This is a genomic window from Herminiimonas sp., from assembly GCF_030645555.1.
GTDB lineage: Bacteria > Pseudomonadota > Gammaproteobacteria > Burkholderiales > Burkholderiaceae_D > Oxalicibacterium.
Map to the genome: position 1 here is coordinate 1 of NZ_JAUSME010000197.1, position 19,870 is coordinate 19,870.

Genomic DNA, 19,870 nt, shown 5'->3' on the forward strand with positions numbered 1-19,870 from the left:
GTCATTGATGGTGAAGGGCGCGCGGTTTCTTTCATACAAAGCATTTATCACGAGTTCGGCAGCGGCGTGGTCTTGCCGCGCACCGGCATCAACTGGCAAAACCGCGGCTGCTCATTCTCACTGGATCCGCAACATTTGAATGCCTTGCTGCCGGGTAAAAAACCCTTCCATACGCTCAATCCTGCGCTGGCACGTCTCGGCGATGGCCGCACCATGGTGTATGGAACCATGGGTGGCGACGGTCAGCCGCAAACGCAGGCCGCAGTATTTACCCGCTATGCGGTATTCAATCAATCTGCGCAACAAGCGATCACGGCGCCGCGCTGGCTGCTGGGCCGTACCTGGGGGGAAAGCTCGGAGTCGCTGAAGCTGGAAAGCCGCTTCAAGCCGGAAGTCATCAATGGCTTGAAAGCGCTAGGTCATGAAGTGGATGTGATTGCCGAGTTCGATGAAATGGTCGGCCATGCCGGCGCCATCGTGCGCCATCCTTCCGGGATATTCGACGGCGGCTTTGATCCGCGCAGCAACGGCACGGTGGCCGGTTTTTAATGTTTGTAGCGCTGCAGCGCTTGCAGCGGCTACAGGCCGCCCATGAACTGCAGCGTTTTGCGCGTGTATTCTTCCACATAGTCGATCAGTCTGTCCGAGGCGTCGCGCGCGGCGGCTTCGTCGTTGGCGGCAATCGCCCGTGCTATATGCGCATGCAATTGCGCCACGCGCGCCAGGTCGCCAAAGCGCTTGAAGTGCAGATACCAGAAGCGCCGGGTTTGCGCTTCTATCGGGCCGATGGCGTAAGAGACGTACTTGTTTTGCGCAGTCTCTATGCACAAGCTGTTGAATTCCCTGTCCGTTTCGATGAAGAGCGTGCTGTCATTTTTTTCTGCGGCACGGTCGAAGTCGACCGCCAGTTTTGCAAATACGCGGCGCTGGTCTTCCATCGCCAGACGCGCAGCACGGCCGGCAATGATTTTTTCCAGTTCGCGCCGCACTTCTATCATGTTCAATTGATCGGCCAGGTCTATCTCTGACACGATCACGCCGGAACGCGGCAGGATTTTGACGTTGCCTTCTATGGCCAGGCGCTGCAGCGCTTCCCGCAGCGGCGTGCGGCCAAAGCCCAGCGAGCGGTTCAAGGCTTTCTCCGATATCTTGCTGCCCGGCGGAAGCTTCAGCGTGACGATCATTTCTTCCAGGATGCGATAAGCCATCTGCGCCTGGTTTTCGCCATTACCTTCCATTTCAGACTGCAATGCCTGTATTTGTTCTTCTGTAATCATGATCTACCCTGAAAATAGCGCTTCTGTTGCACGAGATCTTGCGGTAACGGGTTTTGATTATACGATCCGTCCTTGCCTGCACTGGAATTAATCCGGTGCTGGCAGTTTTGGATATCAGTTTTAATATCAGCACTATTCACCAAGCAAAAAAAGCGCCTGCCCGCCTGAGGATGGTAGGTATGCGCCGATGGCATAATCGCATTCTGTTTATTGGCGCTGGGTAATCGCAATATTTTTTACTTTCTGTGCGCCGCTGTCATTTTTTCATGAGGAGCAGTCATGCAATTTGTCGTACCTGTCTTGCCGCCCGCCGTGCTTCCCGTGCTTGGTACCGATGCACTGTTTCCGGTGCATCGCATTTATTGCGTCGGACGTAACTATGTCGAGCATGCGATAGAAATGGGTGGAACGGGCAGGGAGCCGCCCTTCTTTTTCATGAAACCGGCCGATGCGGTTTTCCCGGTCGCTTATGACACGGTCGCCGAGTTGCCTTATCCGGTGATGACAGCAGATTATCAATACGAACTGGAACTGGTGGTCGCAATCGGCAAGGCGGGCAAGGATATAGCTGCAGCGGATGCGATGCAGCACGTGTGGGGCTACGCGATCGGGCTCGACATGACGCGCCGCGATCTGCAGGCAGAAGCAAAAAGCCTGCGCCGCCCGTGGGATACCGGCAAGGCCTTTGAGCAGTCGGCGCCTATAGGTCCGATACATCCGGCCACGGATATAGGTACGGTGGGTAGTCGCGCCATCGAGTTGCGCGTGAATGGCCATACCCGGCAAAAAAGTACGGTCGACAAGCTGATCTGGAGCATAGAAGAAATGATCCTCTTCCTGTCGCAATATTTCCTGCTGCAGCCGGGCGACCTGATCATGACGGGGACGCCGGCTGGCGTGGCGGCATTAAGCAAGGGCGATCTGATGGAGGGTGAGATCGAAGGCCTGGGAAAATTGCGCCTCCGTATCGTGTAAGCCGGCTCCCTGTCCACATATGTAAAAAGCCCGCTTCATTTGAATGAAGCGGGCTTTTTTGCGACCTGGCGCTCAGGTGTCTGGAGTCATCCAGTCAGCATGGCTGAAATCAATAACGGTAGACGCGGCCGTTTTCGATGCGTACGCGATTGCCCACGCGCAGATCACCTACGCTGTCGAGCGTCATCGTTTGATAAGCGCCGTTATCGAGGCGTATGCCTACCTGATAGACGTCGCGCGTCTGCTGATTGCTTTTCTGGATCTGGTTGCCGACCAGCGCGCCGCCGACGACACCGGCGACAGTTGCCACATCGCGTCCTGTACCCTTGCCGACCTGGTTACCCAGTACGCCACCGACCACGCCGCCCACGACTGCTCCGGCACCTATGCCGCTAGTGCCGGTAGTTTGCTGGGCAAGCTGGATCGAGTCCACCACGCCATACGCCGAGTTGTAGGCAGGTGCATTCGATTGCTGCTGTTGAGGATACTGGGTCTGGGTCTGCGACTGCGGATACTGATTGGCGCCCGGGTCAGAAAAATTAGGCGTGGCGCAACCAGCAAGTACGGTTGCAGAAAGGATGGCGACGATAGCGAGCGTTTGATTTTTTTTCATGATGACTCCATTGGGTAATTGTAGTTTCAACCGTACAAGACTAGCCGGGGCTGGACGGTCGCTCAGTGCGCTAGCGCACCATCGGACACTGATATTTTCAGAAAGCTGCAGTACAGACCATACGAGCGAGCGCTCAGTGCCAGGAAAGAATGTAAAAAGATGTGTGGCTGGTAACAGGGGATGCCGGTGGCTTGCGGCCAGTCGCTTGGCTGGCGGGACAGCGCAGGCGCGTGGCGCAAGAGCAGCCATGATCCTTGGTCGCAGCCTGGTGCACTGATGGGGGAGAAATGGGGCTTTCTGCCGCAGCTAATTGCAGCAGTTATCGGATATGTTATTGAACTTGGGTATCAGTGCGGACTGATCAGCTGTTCATCACTGGCTCAAGGCATCCAGCTCGGCCAGTGCCGCATCGAATGTGGCCAGCTCGCTTGCATCACTACCCGTGCCTGATCCCGCGACAGTTGCCAATTGATCTGCAGCTATCAGCTTTTTGTATGTAGTCAAATATTCGTGATGGTCAGGGCTGAATTTCACTTGTCCCAGCAATGTACAGTTTCTTGCCCGCTCGCGGTGGATGGCGGCAGCCTGCTTTGCCTGCTCGGCAAGAGAGTCGTTTGTCCGGTCACTGTGCCACAGCAACACTGTGTGTTTCAGGGCCTGGTAATTCTTTACTGCTTCGGCGCGGATGGCAGCTTGCCTGTGCCTGGCTTTTTTGTAAAAAAAGAAAACACCCAGTAGCACGATCAAAATGGCGATGTGGGCATAGCTCATGGATTACTCTCGATTTTTAGTGGCTGCATCATGTGGGCATGGATTGCTCTGCGCGTAACACTTTGCATCACATCCGATGCGCTTGTTTATCCGTATCTATTGCTGGAGTGTATGCATCTGAGGGGTGGTCCCGCCGACGGGAATCGGACCCATATCTAGCGCTTAGGAGGCACTCGTTCTATCCATTGAACTACGGCGAGACGCGCGAAAGCAAACAAGGTTAGTTCGCTTCCGACCGGGATTATAGCTGACGATATGGCAAAGAATGGCGAGATAGTCGCCGCTATCGGTACAATGCTGACTTCATTCTTTTAATTGGTCGCCTGCATTCGCACGCCGGCCTCACACCTTCAGGTATTTATGGCAGTCATTTCCCTCTCGAACGCGCAGCTCGCGTTCGGTCACGTCCCGTTGCTCGATCATGCGGAGTTTTCCCTGGAAACCACGGAGCGCGTGGGTTTGATCGGGCGCAACGGCACCGGCAAGTCTTCTTTGCTGAAGGTGATTTCCGGACAATCCAGGCTCGATGATGGCTTGTTGGTCATGCAACAAGGGATCAAGATCGCCTACGTCGAGCAGGAGCCGCACTTTTCACCGGAGATGTCGGTGTTCGATGCGGTGGCTTCCGGCATGGGTGAAATGCAGGCGCTGCTGACGGAATACGATGCGCTGACCGGCCAGTTCGGCGGCGACAATGATGATGCGCTGATGGAGCGCATGCATGAAATACAGGTCAAGCTGGATGCGGCCGATGCATGGAATTTGAACAACAAGGTCGAAGCCACGCTGGACCGGCTCAATCTGGTCAAGGATGCATTGATGGGCACGCTGTCGGGCGGCATGCAAAAACGCGTGGCGCTGGCCTGTGCACTGGTCAGTGCGCCGGATGTGCTGCTGCTCGATGAGCCGACCAACCATCTGGATTTCACATCTATTCTTTGGCTGGAAGGTTTGCTGCGCGACTACAAGGGCAGCGTCTTGTTCATTACCCATGATCGCAGCTTCCTCGATAACGTCGCCACACGCATCATAGAACTCGATCGCGGCCGCTTGCTGTCGTTCCCGGGCAACTTCAGCGCGTATCAGGTGCGCAAGGCCGAGCAACTCGAAATCGAAGAAGTCGAAAATGCCAAGTTCGACAAATTCCTCGCGCAGGAAGAAGTCTGGATACGCAAGGGAGTGCAGGCCCGCCGTACCCGTGACGAAGGCCGTGTACGCCGCCTGGAAGCCTTGCGTCTGTCGCGCAGCGCGCGTCGTGACCAGCAAGGCCAGGTCAAGCTCGATGTTTCTGCGGGCGAGCGCTCCGGCAAGATCGTGGCGGAACTCGAACACATCAATAAATCGTATGGCGATAAAGTGATCGTCAAGGATTTCAGCGCAACATTGCTGCGCGGCGACAAGATAGGCTTGATCGGCTTGAACGGCGCGGGCAAGACCACGCTGCTGAAAATGATACTGGGCGAAGAGGAACCGGATTCAGGCACCGTCAAGCAGGGCACCAAATTGCAGATCGCGTATTTCGACCAGATGCGCGCGCAACTCGATGAAAATGCCAGCCTGGCAGACACGATTGCACCGGGCAGCGACTGGGTCGAGATCAACGGTCAGCGCAAGCACGTGATGACCTACCTGAATGATTTCCTGTTTGCACCGGAACGCGCGCGTTCACCGGTCAAGTCGCTGTCAGGCGGCGAGCGCAACCGTCTGCTGCTGGCGCGTCTGTTTGCCAAGCCGGCCAATGTGCTGGTGCTGGATGAACCGACCAACGATCTGGATATCGATACGCTGGAATTGCTGGAAGAATTGCTGGAAGAGTACAAGGGCACCGTGTTCCTGGTCAGCCATGACCGTACCTTCCTCGATAACGTCGTCACGCAAGTGATCGTGGCTGAAGGCAATGGCATGTGGCGCGAATATATCGGCGGTTACAGCGATTGGGAACGTGTGCGTCCTGCAACCACGCCAGCCGGTGCACCGAAAGGCGCAGCAAAACCGGATGCCAAAACGGAAGCGGTATCAACGCAAGCCGCACCTGCGGTCAAGCAGAAAAAGCTCAGTTACAAGGAGCAGCGCGAGATGGATGCGCTGCCCGTCCTGATTGCGCAGCTGGAAGAAGAACAGAAAGCGATCACCGAAAAACTGGCTGATGCCGGCATTTATACCAAGCAGCCGGATGAAGCCAAACGCCTGAACCAGCGCTTTGCCGAAATCGATGGCCTGTTGCTGGAAGCGCTGGAAAAATGGGAAGTCATCGAGGCGCGCGGGCAGGGCTAAGCCGTACGTCTCGCCAAGTTGTCATTCCCGTGCAAACGGGAATGACTGTCTAGTTCAAGCGGCCTATCGCTTCCCGCAGTTCGGGCAGTCTGGCGCGCAATTCTGCATTATCCATCGCATACGGACGCTGTTCTATGTAGGCTTCCAGATCCTGCAAGGCGGCTTGCGGGCATTCGAGGTTGGCATAGGCCAGGCCGCGATCGCGCTGTTCGGTAATTTCACGCGGCAATAAAATCATCAGTCTTTGCTGCACTTCCAGCAGGCGTTGCCATTGTTCCTGCTGCATGAACAGTATCTTCAGGTTGCGCAGCATGCGTACCAGGATGTCGCGTGGGCTGGCTGCGTCGAGGTAGGCGTTGAACTGAAAATCATCCGGGAAATCCTGTTGCTGTATGTAAGGCTCAACCCGGTCTTCCAGTTCTTCGCGCGACAGGCTGGAGCCGTTGAACGGGTCCAGCACGACCTGGCCCGATTGCACCGAAAGCTTCATCAGGAAGTGTCCGGGAAATGAAATGCCCTGTACCTCCAGATCGATCTGTTGCGCCAGTTCCATATACAGGATCGCGAGCGAGATCGGTATCCCGCGCCGGGTGCTGAGCACGCGATGCAGATAACTGTTGTCGGGATTGTAGTAATCGTTGACGTTGCCGCTGAAGCCTAGCTCATTGTAAAAATAATGATTCAGCATCCGCAATTTTTGCAGGTGCGAGGCGTCTTCAGGCAGGCGCTGCCTGAGTTTGGCTGCCAGGGTGTCGACTTCCTCTTCCAGTGCGGCCAGGTCAAGGTCAGGTTCGGCATCCTGCGCAATCGCCAGCGCAGCTTCAAACAATGGAATGCTGTCGTCCTGCTGCACCAGCGTGGAAAAGTATTCTAGAGTTTTGATCGTCATATGCCTCCATCATAGCGAGGATGCTGCGAATGTACAGATGCACGTTCAAGTTGCTGTGTTCAGTTGCTGATCCGCTTGAAATCCCGGAAGCGGAATCCCATTGCCAGCAAGGCACCAAAATAGCTTACCCCGCATGCCGTCATCACGAGTAGCAATGCGCCTATGCGGCGGAACGGGAAGGCGCGCAATTCGACCCAGTCGAAATGTCCGGCTACCCACAAGGCCACGCCAGCCATCAGGAACAGCGCACCGGCCAGACGGATGAGGAACATGCGCCAGCCCGGCAATGCGGTATAGATGCCGCGCCGCTTCAGGCCGCGGTACAAAAAGCCTGCATTCAGGCATGCGCCCAGTCCTATCGATAGTGCCAGGCCGGCGTGCGCTATCCATGGTACGAAGAGCAGGTTCATCAATTGCGTTGCGATCAGTACGCCGATGGCGATTTTGACCGGGGTTTTGATGTTTTGTTGCGCATAGAATCCGGGCGCCAGTATCTTCACCAGTATCAAGCCTATCAAGCCGACGCCGTAGGCGATCAAGGCTTTCGATGTCATCGCGACCGATACTGCATCGAATTTACCGTAATGGAACAGTGTCGCCGTCAGCGGTTCCGATATGGTTGCCAGGCCGACGGCACAAGGCAGCGCGAGCAGGAAGGTAAGGCGCAAGCCCCAGTCCAGCAAGGATGAGTATTCCTCCTTGTTGCCCTCGAAATTCGCTTTCGACAAACTGGGCAGCAGAATGGTCCCCAGCGCGACACCGAGCAAGGCGGTCGGGAATTCCATCAGGCGATCGGCATACGACAGCCACGACACGCTGCCGCTTTCCAGGCGGGAAGCGATATTGGTGTTGATCATCAGGCTGATTTGCGCAGCGGAAACCGCAAACACCGCTGGTCCCATTTTGCGCAATATCTTGCGCACGCCGGCATCACCCAGGCAGGCGAAGGGATTGCGTGACAGCCTGGGCAGCATGCCGATCTTCAAAAGGGCAGGGATCTGGATAGACATTTGCAAAATGCCGCCGACCACCACCGCAATCGCCATCGCATATATCGGGGTGTCGAGGTAGGGCGCGAGGAACAGCGTGGCGGCGATGAAGGCGAGGTTCAGCAAGACCGGCGTGAAGGCGGGTATCTTGAATTCCCGCCAGGTATTCAATATGCCGCCGCTGAGCGCCACGAAGGACATGAAGGCGATATACGGAAACATGATGCGCGTCATCCAGACCGATGCATCAAACACGGCTGGATTGGATTTGAGGCCGGTTGCGATCAGGTAAACGACAAACGGGGCGGCGATGATGCCGATCACGCAAGTAAGCAGCATCGTCCACATCAGGACTGTGGCGACATGGTCGACCAGGCTTTTGGTCGCCTCCTCGCCTTTCTGGCTCTTGTATTCGGCCAGTATAGGTACGAATGCCTGCGCAAAAGCACCTTCGGCAAACAGGCGACGCAGCAGATTGGGGATGCGGAATGCGATATTGAATGCATCGGTATAGGCGGAGGCGCCAAATGCACGTGCAAACAGGATTTCGCGGATCAACCCCGTTACACGGGAAACCATCGTCATGCCGGAGACTGCTGCTAGCGTTTTGTGCAAGTTCATGGAGCGGAATTATAGCTGTTGCCTCTATGCTATGGGATAAGGATTCCAGCGCTGAGCCTGCTGCTGTGCATCTTGTTTGCTAGAATGGCGACGGTTTAGACAGTAAAATCGTTGTCTTTAGGATACAAATTTGGGTGTCAGGCAGCGTCAGTTGCACCAATCCCGCAGGCATTGCAGCATCCATTTGCCTGATTTGCAAAATGCCGCTATAATCCGAAGCTTCACAGAATTCTGTCTCACTAATGCGTGTTTGCGAATGCGCGTCGACCCTGTTTTAGGAAATAATATTCATGGCAAATACCGCACAAGCACGCAAGCGCGCTCGTCAAGCAGTCAAGCAAAACGCTCACAACTCCAGCCAGCGTTCCACCTTGCGTACAGCAGTCAAAGCTGTTCGCAAAGCGATTGAAGCTGGCGACAAGACAGCTGCAGCGCAAGTCTTCCTGGCTTCCGTGTCGACGATCGATCGTATTGCTGACAAAAAGATCATCCACAAAAACAAGGCAGCACGTCATAAAAGCCGCCTTGCAGCTGCTTTGAAAGCGCTGGCTTAATAAATTCTTGATGCTGCGTTACTGCAGCATCAAAGCAAGCAAAAACCCCGCATGATTTTCATCATGCGGGGTTTTTGTATTTGCGCCCGGCTTTCATGAAGCTGGCATTACTGCTTATCTGTCCTTGGGCAAACCGCCAATCACGCTGCCTGGCTTGATGTTTTTTTGCTTGAACCAGCCTTCATTCATTTCCAGCGCATAAAGTACCGGCCGCTTCGAGCAATGCGATTCCAGGCTTTGCGGCTTCATGTTTTCGATATTCACGATCTTGCCATCGCCATCTATAAAGGCGACCGAGAGTGGAATCAAGGTGTTTTTCATCCACATGCAAACGCCTGCCGGTGCGCCAAAGAGGAACACCATGCCTTCGTTGTGCGCCATGCTTTCACGGAACATCAAGCCTTGCTGGCGCTCGGCTTCAGTGGCGACCACTTCGGCCTTGATCACATGCATGCCCGCAGTCAGTGGAATGACCTGAAATTTCTGGGTTTGCTGCGCCAACGCTGCGCTTGCAGTAAATGTAGTGGCGAAAACCAGCGTCGCGGCGCAAGTGCTAAGGAATTTATTCATGAGGCCAAGTCTGGACAAGTGTGTGGGTGGAGTTGCAACAGCACGAGTGTAATTGAAAAAATGGGTTGTCGATGCATGCAGCGATGGTTTTAAAGCCCCAATTCTGCGGGAGAAATTTCGCGCCATTCGCCCGGCAATAATGGATGCGTCTGCAGCGAAATCGGTCCTATCGCAATGCGGACCAGGCGCAATGTGGGGTGGCCGACGGCGCCGGTCATGCGCCTTACCTGCCGGTTCTTGCCTTCTGCCAGCGTGATCGTCAGCCAGCTGGTCGGTGCGTTGGCCCGTTCGCGTATCGGCGGATTGCGCGGCCACAGCCAGTCGGGTTCCTGCACCCGCTTGACTGTACCGCCTTGCGTGACAAAATCGCCGAGATCCAGCGGCGCACGCAAGCGCGCCAGCGTGTCGGCTTCAGGTATGCCTTCGACTTGCACCAGATAGGTTTTCGTCTGCTTGTGATCGGGGTGGCTGATTGCATGTTGCAACCTGCCATCGTCGGTCAGCAGCAGCAAGCCTTCGCTATCTGCATCCAGCCGCCCGGCCGGATAAATATCGGGCAGGTCCAGATAATTGGCAAGGGACGCGCGCGTAGGGTGTGGCGAAAACTGGCACATGACCTGGAAGGGTTTGTTGAACAGTATCAGGGGCATGTTTGAGGCGTGTAGTTTTTCAAATGCGGGTGTGCAGCCCAGATGGTAAAGAGATTTTGCCGGATGCGATATCAAAACCGGCATGCAAGCGGCTGCAGGCGAGGATAAATGATTTTGTGCGTTCCGCGCGTCAGGTGCAGCGATGCCAAAAACATGGCATTGAGCAAAATACTAAGGCATAATAAGCGGGTTAGTCTTATGTCTTATATAAGACTTGGGTATTCTTTTCCAGGCAAATTGCCCGCGTGTATTTGCCTTTTCCTGCACATTCTGGAGTCCACGATGTACCAACACATTAAAGTACCTGCCGACGGCAAAAAAATTACAGTCAATCCAGATTTTTCGCTGAATGTGCCGGACAACCCTATCATTCCATTTATCGAGGGCGATGGCACCGGTGTCGATGTCACCCCGGTCATGCTCAAGGTGGTCGATGCTGCAGTGGCCAAGGCATATGGCGGCAAACGCAAGATCAGCTGGATGGAAATTTTCGCCGGTGAAAAATCGACTATGGTGTACGGTCCGGACGTCTGGCTGCCGGCAGAAACCTTTGACGTGATCCGCGATTACGTCGTGTCGATCAAGGGGCCGTTGACCACGCCGGTCGGTGGCGGCATACGTTCGCTGAACGTGGCATTGCGCCAGCAACTGGATTTGTATGTTTGCCTGCGCCCGGTGCGTTACTTCAAGGGCGTGCCATCGCCGGTACGTGAGCCGGAAAAAACCGACATGGTGATATTCCGCGAAAATTCCGAAGATATCTATGCCGGCATCGAATGGGAAGAGGGCTCGGAAGGCGCAAAGAAACTGATCAATTTCCTGATCAAGGAAATGGGCGTCAAGAACATTCGTTTCCCTGAAACCTCCGGCATCGGCATCAAGCCGGTATCGCGCGAAGGCACCGAGCGCCTGGTGCGCAAGGCGTTGCAGTATGCAATCGATAACGACAAGCCTTCAGTCACCATTGTCCACAAGGGCAATATCATGAAATTCACCGAAGGCGGTTTTCGCGACTGGGCTTATGCACTGGCGCAAAAGGAATTCGGTGCCGAGCTGATCAATGGCGGCCCATGGTGCACATTCAAGAATCCGAAAACCGGCAAGGAAATCATCGTCAAGGATTCGATCGCTGACGCCTTCCTGCAGCAGATCTTGCTGCGTCCGAATGAATACAGCGTGATTGCCACCCTGAATCTGAATGGCGATTACATTTCCGATGCGCTGGCGGCCCAGGTGGGCGGTATCGGCATTGCACCAGGCGCCAACATGTCCGATTCAGTGGCCATGTTCGAAGCCACGCACGGTACTGCACCAAAATATGCCGGCAAGGATTATGTCAATCCTGGTTCACTGATACTCTCGGCAGAGATGATGCTGCGTCATATGGGATGGGTAGAGGCGGCCGACTTGATCATCAGTGCGATGGAAAAATCGATCACGGGCAAAAAAGTGACTTACGATTTCGCCCGCCTGATGGAAGGCTCGACACAAGTCTCGGCTTCCGGCTTTGGCCAGGAGATGATCGCCAACCTGTAATCCTTGTCTGCTGTTTTAGGCAAGAGGCGAGACTCGCCTCTTGCAAGCCGGACTGGGTCCGGCTTTTTTATGGGCCGGCGCATTTGTTCCCGCCCATAAAAAAACCCCGCCGGAGCGGGGTTTTTCACAAAGCTCTTTATTAAGGAGCTTGAATGTTGGAAGCTTGCTTGCCTTTAGGGCCTTGCGTGACTTCGAACTGGACTTTTTGACCTTCTTTGAGCGTCTTGAAGCCGTTCATCTGGATTGCGGAAAAGTGCGCGAACAAATCTTCACCGCCGTCATCCGGAGTGATAAAGCCGAAGCCTTTAGAATCGTTGAACCACTTGACTGTACCTGTTGCCATAAAAGCGTCTTTCTAATATAGACTTAATCACACGAGCCGCAAAAGAAAGAAGCCTCGCTTAACGTTGCCCCTCCTAAAACCTGCTCACTTCATATTGACAAGCCATTGTTGTCAAGCATGTCAATGAATTCATTCTTTACGCAAAAAATATAAAAGTCAAGGTGTTTGGTGGCGAAATTACAAGTTTATTTTTCCGGCTTAAATCGCCGGCCCTTGAATTTCTGCAGATGATCGTCATCTGCATCTTCATCAGAAAACGCGTAAGATTAATTTAATTTGTATCCCTGTTCTTCCGGGCATTGTGCACACGGTCGAACGTATTAGAATAGATCCATGGCGACTAAGCACGATGATGGTACGGTCCTTGTGCGGCAAGAGCAAAAACTCAAGCCGCCCTCAATGTATAAGGTGTTATTGCTGAATGATGATTACACGCCGATGGAATTCGTCGTCATGATACTTCAGGAGTACTTTAGTAAAGATCGTGAGGCAGCAACGCAAATCATGCTCATGGTTCACCGCGACGGAAAAGGTATGTGTGGCGTGTATCCAAAGGATATTGCGTCTACGAAAGTTGAGCTGGTTTTGAGCCACGCCCGAAAAGCAGGACACCCCCTGCAGTGCGTGATGGAGGAAGTATGATTGCGCAGGAATTGGAAGTTAGTTTGCACATGGCGTTTGTCGAAGCGAGACAGGCGCGTCATGAATTCATTACCGTTGAGCACCTGCTCCTGGCCTTGCTGGATAATCCTTCGGCGGCTGAGGTCTTGCGTGCCTGCGCGGTGAATATCGAGGATCTGCGTAAAACGCTGACGAATTTCATCGGCGACAATACCCCGACCGTACCGGGTGCCGCAGAAGTCGATACCCAGCCCACACTTGGTTTCCAGCGCGTGATACAGCGCGCCATCATGCATGTTCAATCTGCATCGAATGGCAAGAAGGAAGTGACTGGCGCCAATGTGCTGGTCGCGATCTTTGGTGAAAAGGATTCGCACGCGGTTTATTACCTGCATCAGCAGGGCGTGACTCGCCTGGATGTCGTGAATTTCATTTCACACGGCGTGCGCAAGGATCAGCAAATCGATGCACAGAAAAGCTCTGAAGGTGCGGAAGATGTGCCTGTGGCAGAGGGCCAGCAAAAAGAAAGCGCGCTGGATCAATTCACGCAGAATCTGAACAAACTCGCCATCGAAGGCAAGATAGATCCCCTGATCGGGCGTGAAGCGGAAGTCGAACGCGTGATCCAGACCTTGTGCCGTCGCCGCAAGAACAATCCGCTGCTGGTCGGCGAAGCCGGCGTGGGAAAAACTGCCATCGCCGAAGGCTTGGCATGGCGCGTCACGCAAGGCGATGTGCCGGAAGTATTGCAAAATGCCGTAGTGTATTCACTCGACATGGGCGCTTTGCTGGCAGGGACCAAATATCGTGGCGACTTCGAGCAGCGTTTGAAAGCGGTGCTGAAACAGTTGAAGGATAACCCTGACGGTATTCTGTTCATTGATGAAATCCATACGATCATCGGTGCCGGTTCGGCGTCCGGTGGCACGCTGGATGCATCCAACCTGCTCAAGCCGGCATTGTCGAATGGCCAGCTGAAGTGCATAGGCGCGACCACCTTTACCGAATTCCGCGGTGTCTTTGAAAAAGACCATGCCCTGTCGCGTCGCTTCCAGAAGATAGATGTCAATGAGCCTACCGTTGAGCAAACCATACAAATTCTGCGTGGCTTGAAATCGCGGTTTGAAGAACATCATGGCGTCAAATATTCAGCTTCGGCATTGACGTCAGCGGCTGAACTGGCAGCGCGCTTCATCAACGATCGCCATTTGCCCGACAAGGCGATCGACGTGATCGATGAGGCGGGTGCCGCGCAACGCATCCTGCCGAAATCGAAGCAAAAGAAAACCATAGGCAAGGCTGAAATCGAAGACATCATTTCGAAGATCGCGCGCATCCCTGCACAAACCGTCAATCAGGACGACCGTTCCAAATTGCAGACCATCGATCGCGATTTGAAGAATGTCGTGTTTGGTCAGGATCCTGCGCTTGAAGCGCTGGGATCGGCAATCAAGGTGGCGCGTGCCGGTTTGGGTAAAACTGACAAACCGATAGGTTCCTTCCTGTTTTCCGGCCCGACTGGCGTCGGCAAAACCGAGGCAGCCAAGCAACTCGCGTTCATCCTGGGCATAGACCTGATCCGCTTCGACATGTCCGAATACATGGAGCGTCATGCGGTGAGCCGTTTGATCGGCGCACCTCCGGGTTATGTCGGTTTCGACCAGGGTGGTTTGCTGACTGAAGCGATCACGAAGAAACCGCATGCAGTGCTGCTGCTGGATGAAATCGAAAAAGCGCATCCGGATATTTTCAATATCCTGTTGCAGGTGATGGATCATGGCACGCTGACGGATAACAATGGCCGCACGGCAGATTTCCGCAATGTGATCATCATCATGACGACGAATGCCGGTGCAGAGAGCTTGCAGAAGCGTTCGATCGGCTTCACCGACAAGAAGGAAGCCGGCGACGAGATGGCCGATATCAAGCGCATGTTTACGCCTGAGTTCCGCAATCGTCTGGATGCGATCATCAGCTTCCGCGCGCTGGATGAAGAAATCATCCTGCGCGTGGTCGACAAGTTCCTGATGCAGCTGGAAGAGCAATTGCACGAGAAAAAAGTGGAAGCGATCTTTACCGACAAGCTCCGCATCTTCCTCGCCAAGAAAGGCTTTGATCCGTTGATGGGCGCACGCCCTATGTCACGTCTGATCCAGGACATGATACGCAAGGCGCTGGCAGATGAATTGCTGTTCGGTCGCCTGGTTGCCGGCGGCAAGGTAACGGTTGATCTGGATGAAAAAGATCAGGTCAAACTAGACTTTGGTGTAGGTGATGCCACTCCACCTGCGGCAGCCCAGGAAACGATAGAAGTCGAGTAAGCAGCTTTGATCGCACACTCAAAAAAGCCCGGACCATGATGTGGTCCGGGCTTTTTCATTGGGAAAATACAAGCGGCTTTTCAACTGCCGGTTGAAGTCCATGCAGTGCAGGACATATAAACATGCAGATTAAATACGCATATCGAATGCGTGGCTAGGCTGCTGGCGCTGCACGCAAGGCGGCAGCGCATTCCCGTATCAAGCCCGGGCCACGATAGATCAAGCCTGTATAGAGCTGCACCAGGGATGCGCCTGCATCGACTTTCGTTTTCGCATCTGCGCCAGACAGTATTCCGCCTACGCCTATGATGGGGATGGCATCGCCCAACTCTTTTTTCAGCGCCCGGATCACGGTGTTGGACAATTCGAAGACCGGCGCGCCTGACAAGCCGCCGGTTTCTTCTCCATATTTCATATCCTTGACGGCATCACGGCTGATCGTGGTGTTGGTGGCGATCACGCCATCCATCCTGTGACGCAGCAGCGCTTGCGCGATGGTCTGGATTTGTTCCTGGTCTATGTCCGGCGCAATCTTCAACGCAATCGGGACGTAGCGCTGGTGTTGATCTGCGAGCCGCTGTTGTGCTTCCTTCAGCCTGGCCAGCAGCGCGTCGAGTTCGGACGCACCCTGCAATTGCCGCAGGTTCTTCGTATTGGGCGATGAAATATTGACCGTGACATAGCTGGCGTACGGGTACACTTTTTCCAGGCAAATCAGATAGTCGTCTACTGCGCGCTCTATCGGTGTGTCGGCATTCTTGCCGATATTCAAGCCAAGCACGCCTTCCTTGTTTTGATAGAAACGCGATGCCTGCACGTTGGAGACGAAGGCATCGACGCCACCGTTGTTGAATCCCATGCGGTTGATGATCGCGTTTGCCTTGGGCAGGCGAAACATGCGCGGCATCGGATTACCCGGCTGCGCACGCGGGGTCACCGTGCCGACTTCGATGTAGCCAAAGCCCAGCGTCGCCAGGCCATCTATATAGGCGCCATCCTTGTCCAGTCCGGCGGCGAGGCCGACCGGATTGGGAAAACTGATGCCCATCACCGTGCGTGGATCGCTGGCTGGCTTGGCTATGGATGATGTCAATCCGCATGCCGCTGCGCGACGCAGGGCCGGGAGCGTCAGGTTATGTGCTGCCTCCGCATCGAGGGCAAACAGGAAGGGGCGTGCAAGTGCGTAGAGGAATTTTTCGGACACGGTGAGAGTCAGGTTGGTGAATCAAGGGCTGTTATGCCGACCATCGTAGGGACAGTCGGTTTTCATGTGCCCGCATTTTAACGTGAGTCTGCAGCTTAGTCGCCTGCAAGCAAGCGCCATTCGCCTTGTTGCAGTGCTTCCAGTGGCTGGAAGTTCGTCTTGTATGACATCTTCGGACTTTGCTTGATCCAGTAGCCGAGATAGATGTATGGCATCTGCAGCAACCTGGCTTGCTCGATTTGCCACAGTACATTGTAGGTACCGTAGGAAGCATGCGCCACGTCAGGATCGTAAAAGGTATAGACAGAAGACAGGCCGTCATCGAGCACGTCTATGATGCTGATCATGCGCAGGGTTCCGTCGTCTTCGCGAAACTCCACCAGGCGGGTATTCACCTTGCTCTGCAAGAGAAATTGCGCGTACTGGTCGCGGCTATCCTGGTCCATGCCGCCGCCGGCGTGTCTTGCGGTCTGATAGCGCAGGTAGAGCTCATAATGTTCGGGCAGGTAGGCGAGCTTGGTGACCGAGGTGTGCAGCTTGTCGTGTCTGGCCTGCGCGCGGCGTTGACTGCGACTGGGTACAAATTCATCTACCCTGATGCGTACCGGCTTGCAGGCCTGGCAGCCATCGCAGTAGGGCCGATAGGTAAATACTCCGCTGCGGCGAAAGCCGTTTTTGACCAGCTCGCTGTAGGCGTCGGCATTGATCAAATGCGCAGGCGTGGCAACTTGCGAGCGCGCCTGCCGGCCATCCAGATAGCTGCATGGGTAAGGCGCTGTAGCATAGAACTGCAGTGTGGAAAATGGAAGCTCTTTAGGGTGCGTCATGATGGCTTGCGTGTACGGGTTCGACGGCTAAATTTATATCAGACAGACTTGCAATGTAAGTGCATTTTCAATCAACTGCGAACATGGCGCCTGGTTTCCAGTCACTGATTTGCGGCGCATCGACAGCCTGTCGCAAGCGGGAAACGAATTCAGAACGCGAAATCGGCGCGGCGCCCAGCGATGCCAGATGCGCTGTCTGTTGCTGGCAGTCTATCATCGAAACTCCACGGCTTTTCAGGAAGTGGACGAGGTAGGCCAGCGCAATTTTTGAGGCATCGGTGACGCGTGCAAACATCGATTCGCCATAAAACATCTTCCCTATGCTGACACCATATGCGCCGCCAACCAGTTCGCCATCGAGCCACAGTTCGGATGAGTGCGCATAACCGAGGCGGTGCAAGCTGGCATAGCCGGCGATGATCTCGTCGGAGATCCAGGTGCCGGGTTCGCCATTGCGCGGGGCTGCGCATGCACGCATTACATCTTCAAACGCATGATCGAAGCGGACTTGCCAGCGCCCATAGGAAACAGTGCTGTGATGGATCTTCTTCAAGGTTTTTTTCAGGCTAGCGGAGATTTTGAAATCTTCGACAAACAGCACCATGCGCGGGTCGGTACTCCACCACAGGATGGGCTGGCCTTCGGAAAACCAGGGGAAAATGCCATGCCGATAAGCCAGCAGCAAGCGTTCGGCCGAAAGATCTGCGCCCGCAGCCAGCAAGCCGGCAGCGCCATCAGCCTCGGTCAGCGCGCTGGACACGTTGGGAAACGGGTCGTCTGCCTCCAGCCATGGAATCATCTGGCCTCCCCATTTTGGCTCTTTATCTTGCTCATCCTTGGTGCGTGATATCCGATTTTTCCAGATCGAAAAAAATTAGCTTTTAAAATCATGGGCTTGTAAATATCACCAAAATGGAACGATTTTTGCTTTTGTGGTGCGTCAATTTATTATTCTGCACGTTAATCGGGAGATTTTTGCATGGATGCACTTAAAAGCGGCACAGACGCATTATTCATCATGCTCGGTGCCATTATGGTTTTAGCCATGCACGCAGGCTTTGCTTTTCTTGAACTGGGAACGGTGCGCAAGAAAAACCAGGTCAATGCACTGGTTAAAATATTAGTCGATTTTGCCGTATCGACGATTGCCTATTTTTTCGTCGGTTACAGCGTTGCCTATGGCGTCAGCTTTTTCAGCAGCGCTGAAGTGCTGACGCAGCGCAATGGCTTCGAGCTGGTCAAATTCTTCTTTTTGCTGACGTTTGCAGCAGCGATACCGGCGATTGTTTCCGGCGGCATTGCCGAGCGCGCCCGCTTCAATCCGCAACTGCTGGCGACGGCCTTGATCGTCGGGCTGGTTTATCCGCTGTTTGAAGGGATCGCATGGAATCAGCATTTCGGCATACAGGCCTGGCTCAAACTCACATTCGGAGCCAACTTCCATGACTTTGCCGGTTCGGTAGTCGTGCATGCGTTTGGCGGCTGGATCGCCTTGCCTGCCGTCCTGCTGCTGGGCGCACGGCGCGGACGCTATACCAAGGAAGGAACGATCGCCGCGCATCCGCCATCCAGCATACCCTTCCTCGCATTGGGCGCATGGATACTCACCGTAGGCTGGTTCGGCTTCAATGTGATGAGTGCGCAAACGATAGGGGAGATGAATGGCCTGGTTGCAGTCAACTCGTTGATGGCGATGGTGGGTGGCACATTGGCTGCCTTCCTGGCGGGCAAGAACGATCCCGGCTACGTGCATAACGGGCCGCTCGCAGGACTGGTGGCTGTGTGTGCAGGCTCAAATGTCATGCACCCGATGGGGGCCTTGATCACCGGTACGATAGGCGGCTTGATCTTTGTCTGGATGTTTGGCTGGACGCAAAACAAATGGAAGATAGATGACGTGCTGGGTGTCTGGCCTTTGCACGGCTTGTGCGGCGCATGGGGCGGACTGGCGGCGGGAATTTTTGGCTTGCAGGCGCTCGGCGGCCTGGGCGGCGTGTCGTTCATGTCGCAGCTGTTCGGCACGGCGCTGGGGATCACGATCGCATTGACAGGCGGTACGCTGATTTATGGCGCGTTGAAACTGACGCTGGGTATACGGATGGATCCCGAGCAGGAATTCAATGGCGCCGATCTGTCGATACACCATGTCAGCGCGACGCCGGAACGGGAAACTTACTGGTAACCGCGATAGCTAGCATGAAAAATGGCGGCGCATTCAATTGCGCCGCCATTTTTCATACTGGTGTTCAGTCTATGTTCAGCGCTTCAGGATAGGGGGCGGGTTTCAGGATGTCTAGCGTGTGAAAGCGGTAAGCGCCACCGGTCATGCGCGCCTGATGGTCTGCCAAAAAGAATTTCAAGGTATGGCTGACGGTTTGAAATGCGATTTCGTCCCACGGGATTTCATCGGCAGCAAACATTTTCACTTCCAGGCTTTCTATGCCGGCTGCATAGTTCAGGTCCAGCAAGGTGGCGCGATAAAACATGTGCACCTGATGCACGTGCGGCACATTGAGTAATGAAAACAGTTCATGCAACTGTATGTTCGCACCGGCTTCTTCTACTGTCTCGCGTATCGCTGCTTCGGCCGTGGTTTCATTGTTTTCCATGAAGCCGGCCGGCAGCGTCCAGTAGCCGTGACGCGGTTCAATCGCGCGCCTGCATAACAGGATGCGCATCTCGCCATCTTCTTCCCACACCGGGATCGAGCCCAGTACCATTTTCGGATTCTGGTAATGTATCGCGCCGCAATTGCTGCACACATAACGTGGACGGTTGTCGCCTGGCGGAATCGATAGTGAAACGGGGTGCGCGCAGTCAGAGCAAAATTTCATG

General features: G+C 54.6%; 20 protein-coding genes and 1 tRNA gene. 8 read left to right on the plus strand and 13 right to left on the minus strand.

Features of this window, described 5'->3' with window-relative positions; translation table 11 throughout:
* Positions 1 to 549 (plus strand): gamma-glutamyltransferase (locus Q7T06_RS07555; protein ID WP_304782818.1); only part of this gene is annotated, 549 nt, incomplete at its 5' end.
* A gap of 29 nt (positions 550 to 578) precedes the next feature.
* Here the strand turns inward: Q7T06_RS07555 and Q7T06_RS07560 are convergent.
* Positions 579 to 1,277, minus strand: coding sequence for a GntR family transcriptional regulator (locus Q7T06_RS07560; protein WP_304782821.1), 699 nt, complete (start codon positions 1,275 to 1,277; stop codon positions 579 to 581).
* 279 nt (positions 1,278 to 1,556) lie between these two features.
* Between Q7T06_RS07560 and Q7T06_RS07565 the strand changes: the two genes are divergently transcribed.
* Positions 1,557 to 2,252 carry a fumarylacetoacetate hydrolase family protein gene (locus tag Q7T06_RS07565; protein WP_304782824.1) on the plus strand — a complete coding sequence of 232 codons (696 nt, stop codon included), beginning with the start codon at positions 1,557 to 1,559 and terminating at the stop codon, positions 2,250 to 2,252.
* A gap of 109 nt (positions 2,253 to 2,361) precedes the next feature.
* Here Q7T06_RS07565 and Q7T06_RS07570 read toward each other — a convergent pair whose 3' ends face one another.
* The 3 genes from Q7T06_RS07570 to Q7T06_RS07580 all read right to left on the minus strand — a co-directional run bounded on the left by Q7T06_RS07570 (position 2,362) and on the right by Q7T06_RS07580 (position 3,836).
* Positions 2,362 to 2,865 (minus strand): glycine zipper 2TM domain-containing protein, encoded by a 504-nt coding sequence (locus Q7T06_RS07570; protein ID WP_304782828.1) that lies wholly within the window; start codon positions 2,863 to 2,865, stop codon positions 2,362 to 2,364.
* 372 nt (positions 2,866 to 3,237) lie between these two features.
* On the minus strand, positions 3,238 to 3,636 hold the full coding sequence (locus Q7T06_RS07575; RefSeq protein WP_304782831.1) for a hypothetical protein: 399 nt from the start codon (positions 3,634 to 3,636) through the stop codon (positions 3,238 to 3,240).
* 125 nt (positions 3,637 to 3,761) lie between these two features.
* Positions 3,762 to 3,836: transfer RNA gene (locus Q7T06_RS07580), tRNA-Arg, on the minus strand.
* Between the two features lie 160 nt (positions 3,837 to 3,996).
* On the opposite strand from Q7T06_RS07580, the gene Q7T06_RS07585 reads away from it, so the two are divergent.
* A complete protein-coding gene (locus tag Q7T06_RS07585) occupies positions 3,997 to 5,910 on the plus strand; it encodes an ATP-binding cassette domain-containing protein (protein WP_304782835.1) in 1,914 nt (637 codons plus the stop codon).
* A gap of 49 nt (positions 5,911 to 5,959) precedes the next feature.
* Here the strand turns inward: Q7T06_RS07585 and Q7T06_RS07590 are convergent, their stop codons facing one another.
* Together Q7T06_RS07590 and murJ are read right to left on the minus strand one after the other, a co-directional pair.
* Positions 5,960 to 6,799, minus strand: coding sequence for a SirB1 family protein (locus Q7T06_RS07590; RefSeq protein WP_304782838.1), 840 nt, complete (start codon positions 6,797 to 6,799; stop codon positions 5,960 to 5,962).
* Positions 6,800 to 6,858: 59 nt separating this feature from the next.
* A complete protein-coding gene (gene murJ / locus Q7T06_RS07595) occupies positions 6,859 to 8,409 on the minus strand; it encodes a murein biosynthesis integral membrane protein MurJ (protein WP_304782841.1) in 1,551 nt (516 codons plus the stop codon).
* A 290-nt stretch (positions 8,410 to 8,699) separates the two neighbouring features.
* Here murJ and rpsT point away from each other — a divergent pair, with 290 nt between their 5' ends.
* Positions 8,700 to 8,963, plus strand: a complete 264-nt coding sequence (gene rpsT, locus Q7T06_RS07600) for a 30S ribosomal protein S20 (RefSeq protein ID WP_011871840.1) — start codon at positions 8,700 to 8,702, stop codon at positions 8,961 to 8,963.
* Positions 8,964 to 9,077: 114 nt separating this feature from the next.
* On the opposite strand, the gene Q7T06_RS07605 is transcribed toward rpsT, so the two are convergent.
* A complete protein-coding gene (locus tag Q7T06_RS07605) occupies positions 9,078 to 9,533 on the minus strand; it encodes a DUF192 domain-containing protein (RefSeq protein ID WP_304782846.1) in 456 nt (151 codons plus the stop codon).
* A gap of 89 nt (positions 9,534 to 9,622) precedes the next feature.
* Positions 9,623 to 10,183, minus strand: a complete 561-nt coding sequence (locus Q7T06_RS07610; RefSeq protein WP_304782849.1) for a pseudouridine synthase — start codon at positions 10,181 to 10,183, stop codon at positions 9,623 to 9,625.
* A gap of 282 nt (positions 10,184 to 10,465) precedes the next feature.
* Here Q7T06_RS07610 and icd point away from each other — a divergent pair, with 282 nt between their 5' ends.
* On the plus strand, positions 10,466 to 11,719 hold the full coding sequence (gene icd, locus Q7T06_RS07615) for an NADP-dependent isocitrate dehydrogenase (protein WP_304782853.1): 1,254 nt from the start codon (positions 10,466 to 10,468) through the stop codon (positions 11,717 to 11,719).
* 139 nt (positions 11,720 to 11,858) lie between these two features.
* Here icd and Q7T06_RS07620 read toward each other — a convergent pair whose 3' ends face one another.
* Positions 11,859 to 12,062, minus strand: coding sequence for a cold-shock protein (locus Q7T06_RS07620; RefSeq protein WP_009665919.1), 204 nt, complete (start codon positions 12,060 to 12,062; stop codon positions 11,859 to 11,861).
* Positions 12,063 to 12,395: 333 nt separating this feature from the next.
* Between Q7T06_RS07620 and clpS the strand changes: the two genes are divergently transcribed.
* A complete protein-coding gene (clpS, locus tag Q7T06_RS07625; protein WP_304782881.1) occupies positions 12,396 to 12,704 on the plus strand; it encodes an ATP-dependent Clp protease adapter ClpS in 309 nt (102 codons plus the stop codon).
* Positions 12,701 to 15,004 (plus strand): ATP-dependent Clp protease ATP-binding subunit ClpA, encoded by a 2,304-nt coding sequence (clpA, locus tag Q7T06_RS07630; protein WP_304782884.1) that lies wholly within the window; start codon positions 12,701 to 12,703, stop codon positions 15,002 to 15,004. Before clpS ends, clpA begins: the two co-directional genes overlap by 4 nt.
* Before the next feature lie 154 nt (positions 15,005 to 15,158).
* Here the strand turns inward: clpA and Q7T06_RS07635 are convergent, their stop codons facing one another.
* The 3 genes from Q7T06_RS07635 to aat form a co-directional block, all read right to left on the minus strand.
* A complete protein-coding gene (locus Q7T06_RS07635; protein WP_304782886.1) occupies positions 15,159 to 16,208 on the minus strand; it encodes a quinone-dependent dihydroorotate dehydrogenase in 1,050 nt (349 codons plus the stop codon).
* 95 nt (positions 16,209 to 16,303) lie between these two features.
* Positions 16,304 to 17,035 carry an arginyltransferase gene (locus Q7T06_RS07640; protein WP_304782888.1) on the minus strand — a complete coding sequence of 244 codons (732 nt, stop codon included), beginning with the start codon at positions 17,033 to 17,035 and terminating at the stop codon, positions 16,304 to 16,306.
* Between the two features lie 67 nt (positions 17,036 to 17,102).
* Positions 17,103 to 17,834: a leucyl/phenylalanyl-tRNA--protein transferase gene (gene aat, locus Q7T06_RS07645; RefSeq protein WP_304782891.1), complete on the minus strand. Its 732-nt coding sequence runs from the start codon at positions 17,832 to 17,834 to the stop codon at positions 17,103 to 17,105.
* A gap of 180 nt (positions 17,835 to 18,014) precedes the next feature.
* On the opposite strand from aat, the gene Q7T06_RS07650 reads away from it, so the two are divergent.
* On the plus strand, positions 18,015 to 19,217 hold the full coding sequence (locus tag Q7T06_RS07650; protein WP_304782892.1) for an ammonium transporter: 1,203 nt from the start codon (positions 18,015 to 18,017) through the stop codon (positions 19,215 to 19,217).
* Between the two features lie 64 nt (positions 19,218 to 19,281).
* Here Q7T06_RS07650 and Q7T06_RS07655 read toward each other — a convergent pair whose 3' ends face one another.
* Positions 19,282 to 19,869 carry an NUDIX hydrolase gene (locus Q7T06_RS07655; protein ID WP_304782897.1) on the minus strand — a complete coding sequence of 196 codons (588 nt, stop codon included), beginning with the start codon at positions 19,867 to 19,869 and terminating at the stop codon, positions 19,282 to 19,284.
* Position 19,870: the final 1 nt, after the last annotated feature.

Coding starts and splice junctions, on each gene's coding strand:
- Q7T06_RS07560 (WP_304782821.1), bottom strand. CDS start 1,277: ATGATTACAGAAGAACAAATACAGGCATTGCAGTCTGAAATGGAAGGT.
- Q7T06_RS07565 (WP_304782824.1), top strand. CDS start 1,557: ATGCAATTTGTCGTACCTGTCTTGCCGCCCGCCGTGCTTCCCGTGCTT.
- Q7T06_RS07570 (WP_304782828.1), bottom strand. CDS start 2,865: ATGAAAAAAAATCAAACGCTCGCTATCGTCGCCATCCTTTCTGCAACC.
- Q7T06_RS07575 (WP_304782831.1), bottom strand. CDS start 3,636: ATGAGCTATGCCCACATCGCCATTTTGATCGTGCTACTGGGTGTTTTC.
- Q7T06_RS07585 (WP_304782835.1), top strand. CDS start 3,997: ATGGCAGTCATTTCCCTCTCGAACGCGCAGCTCGCGTTCGGTCACGTC.
- Q7T06_RS07590 (WP_304782838.1), bottom strand. CDS start 6,799: ATGACGATCAAAACTCTAGAATACTTTTCCACGCTGGTGCAGCAGGAC.
- murJ (WP_304782841.1), bottom strand. CDS start 8,409: ATGAACTTGCACAAAACGCTAGCAGCAGTCTCCGGCATGACGATGGTT.
- rpsT (WP_011871840.1), top strand. CDS start 8,700: ATGGCAAATACCGCACAAGCACGCAAGCGCGCTCGTCAAGCAGTCAAG.
- Q7T06_RS07605 (WP_304782846.1), bottom strand. CDS start 9,533: ATGAATAAATTCCTTAGCACTTGCGCCGCGACGCTGGTTTTCGCCACT.
- Q7T06_RS07610 (WP_304782849.1), bottom strand. CDS start 10,183: ATGCCCCTGATACTGTTCAACAAACCCTTCCAGGTCATGTGCCAGTTT.
- icd (WP_304782853.1), top strand. CDS start 10,466: ATGTACCAACACATTAAAGTACCTGCCGACGGCAAAAAAATTACAGTC.
- Q7T06_RS07620 (WP_009665919.1), bottom strand. CDS start 12,062: ATGGCAACAGGTACAGTCAAGTGGTTCAACGATTCTAAAGGCTTCGGC.
- clpS (WP_304782881.1), top strand. CDS start 12,396: ATGGCGACTAAGCACGATGATGGTACGGTCCTTGTGCGGCAAGAGCAA.
- clpA (WP_304782884.1), top strand. CDS start 12,701: ATGATTGCGCAGGAATTGGAAGTTAGTTTGCACATGGCGTTTGTCGAA.
- Q7T06_RS07640 (WP_304782888.1), bottom strand. CDS start 17,035: ATGACGCACCCTAAAGAGCTTCCATTTTCCACACTGCAGTTCTATGCT.
- aat (WP_304782891.1), bottom strand. CDS start 17,834: ATGATTCCATGGCTGGAGGCAGACGACCCGTTTCCCAACGTGTCCAGC.
- Q7T06_RS07650 (WP_304782892.1), top strand. CDS start 18,015: ATGGATGCACTTAAAAGCGGCACAGACGCATTATTCATCATGCTCGGT.
- Q7T06_RS07655 (WP_304782897.1), bottom strand. CDS start 19,869: ATGAAATTTTGCTCTGACTGCGCGCACCCCGTTTCACTATCGATTCCG.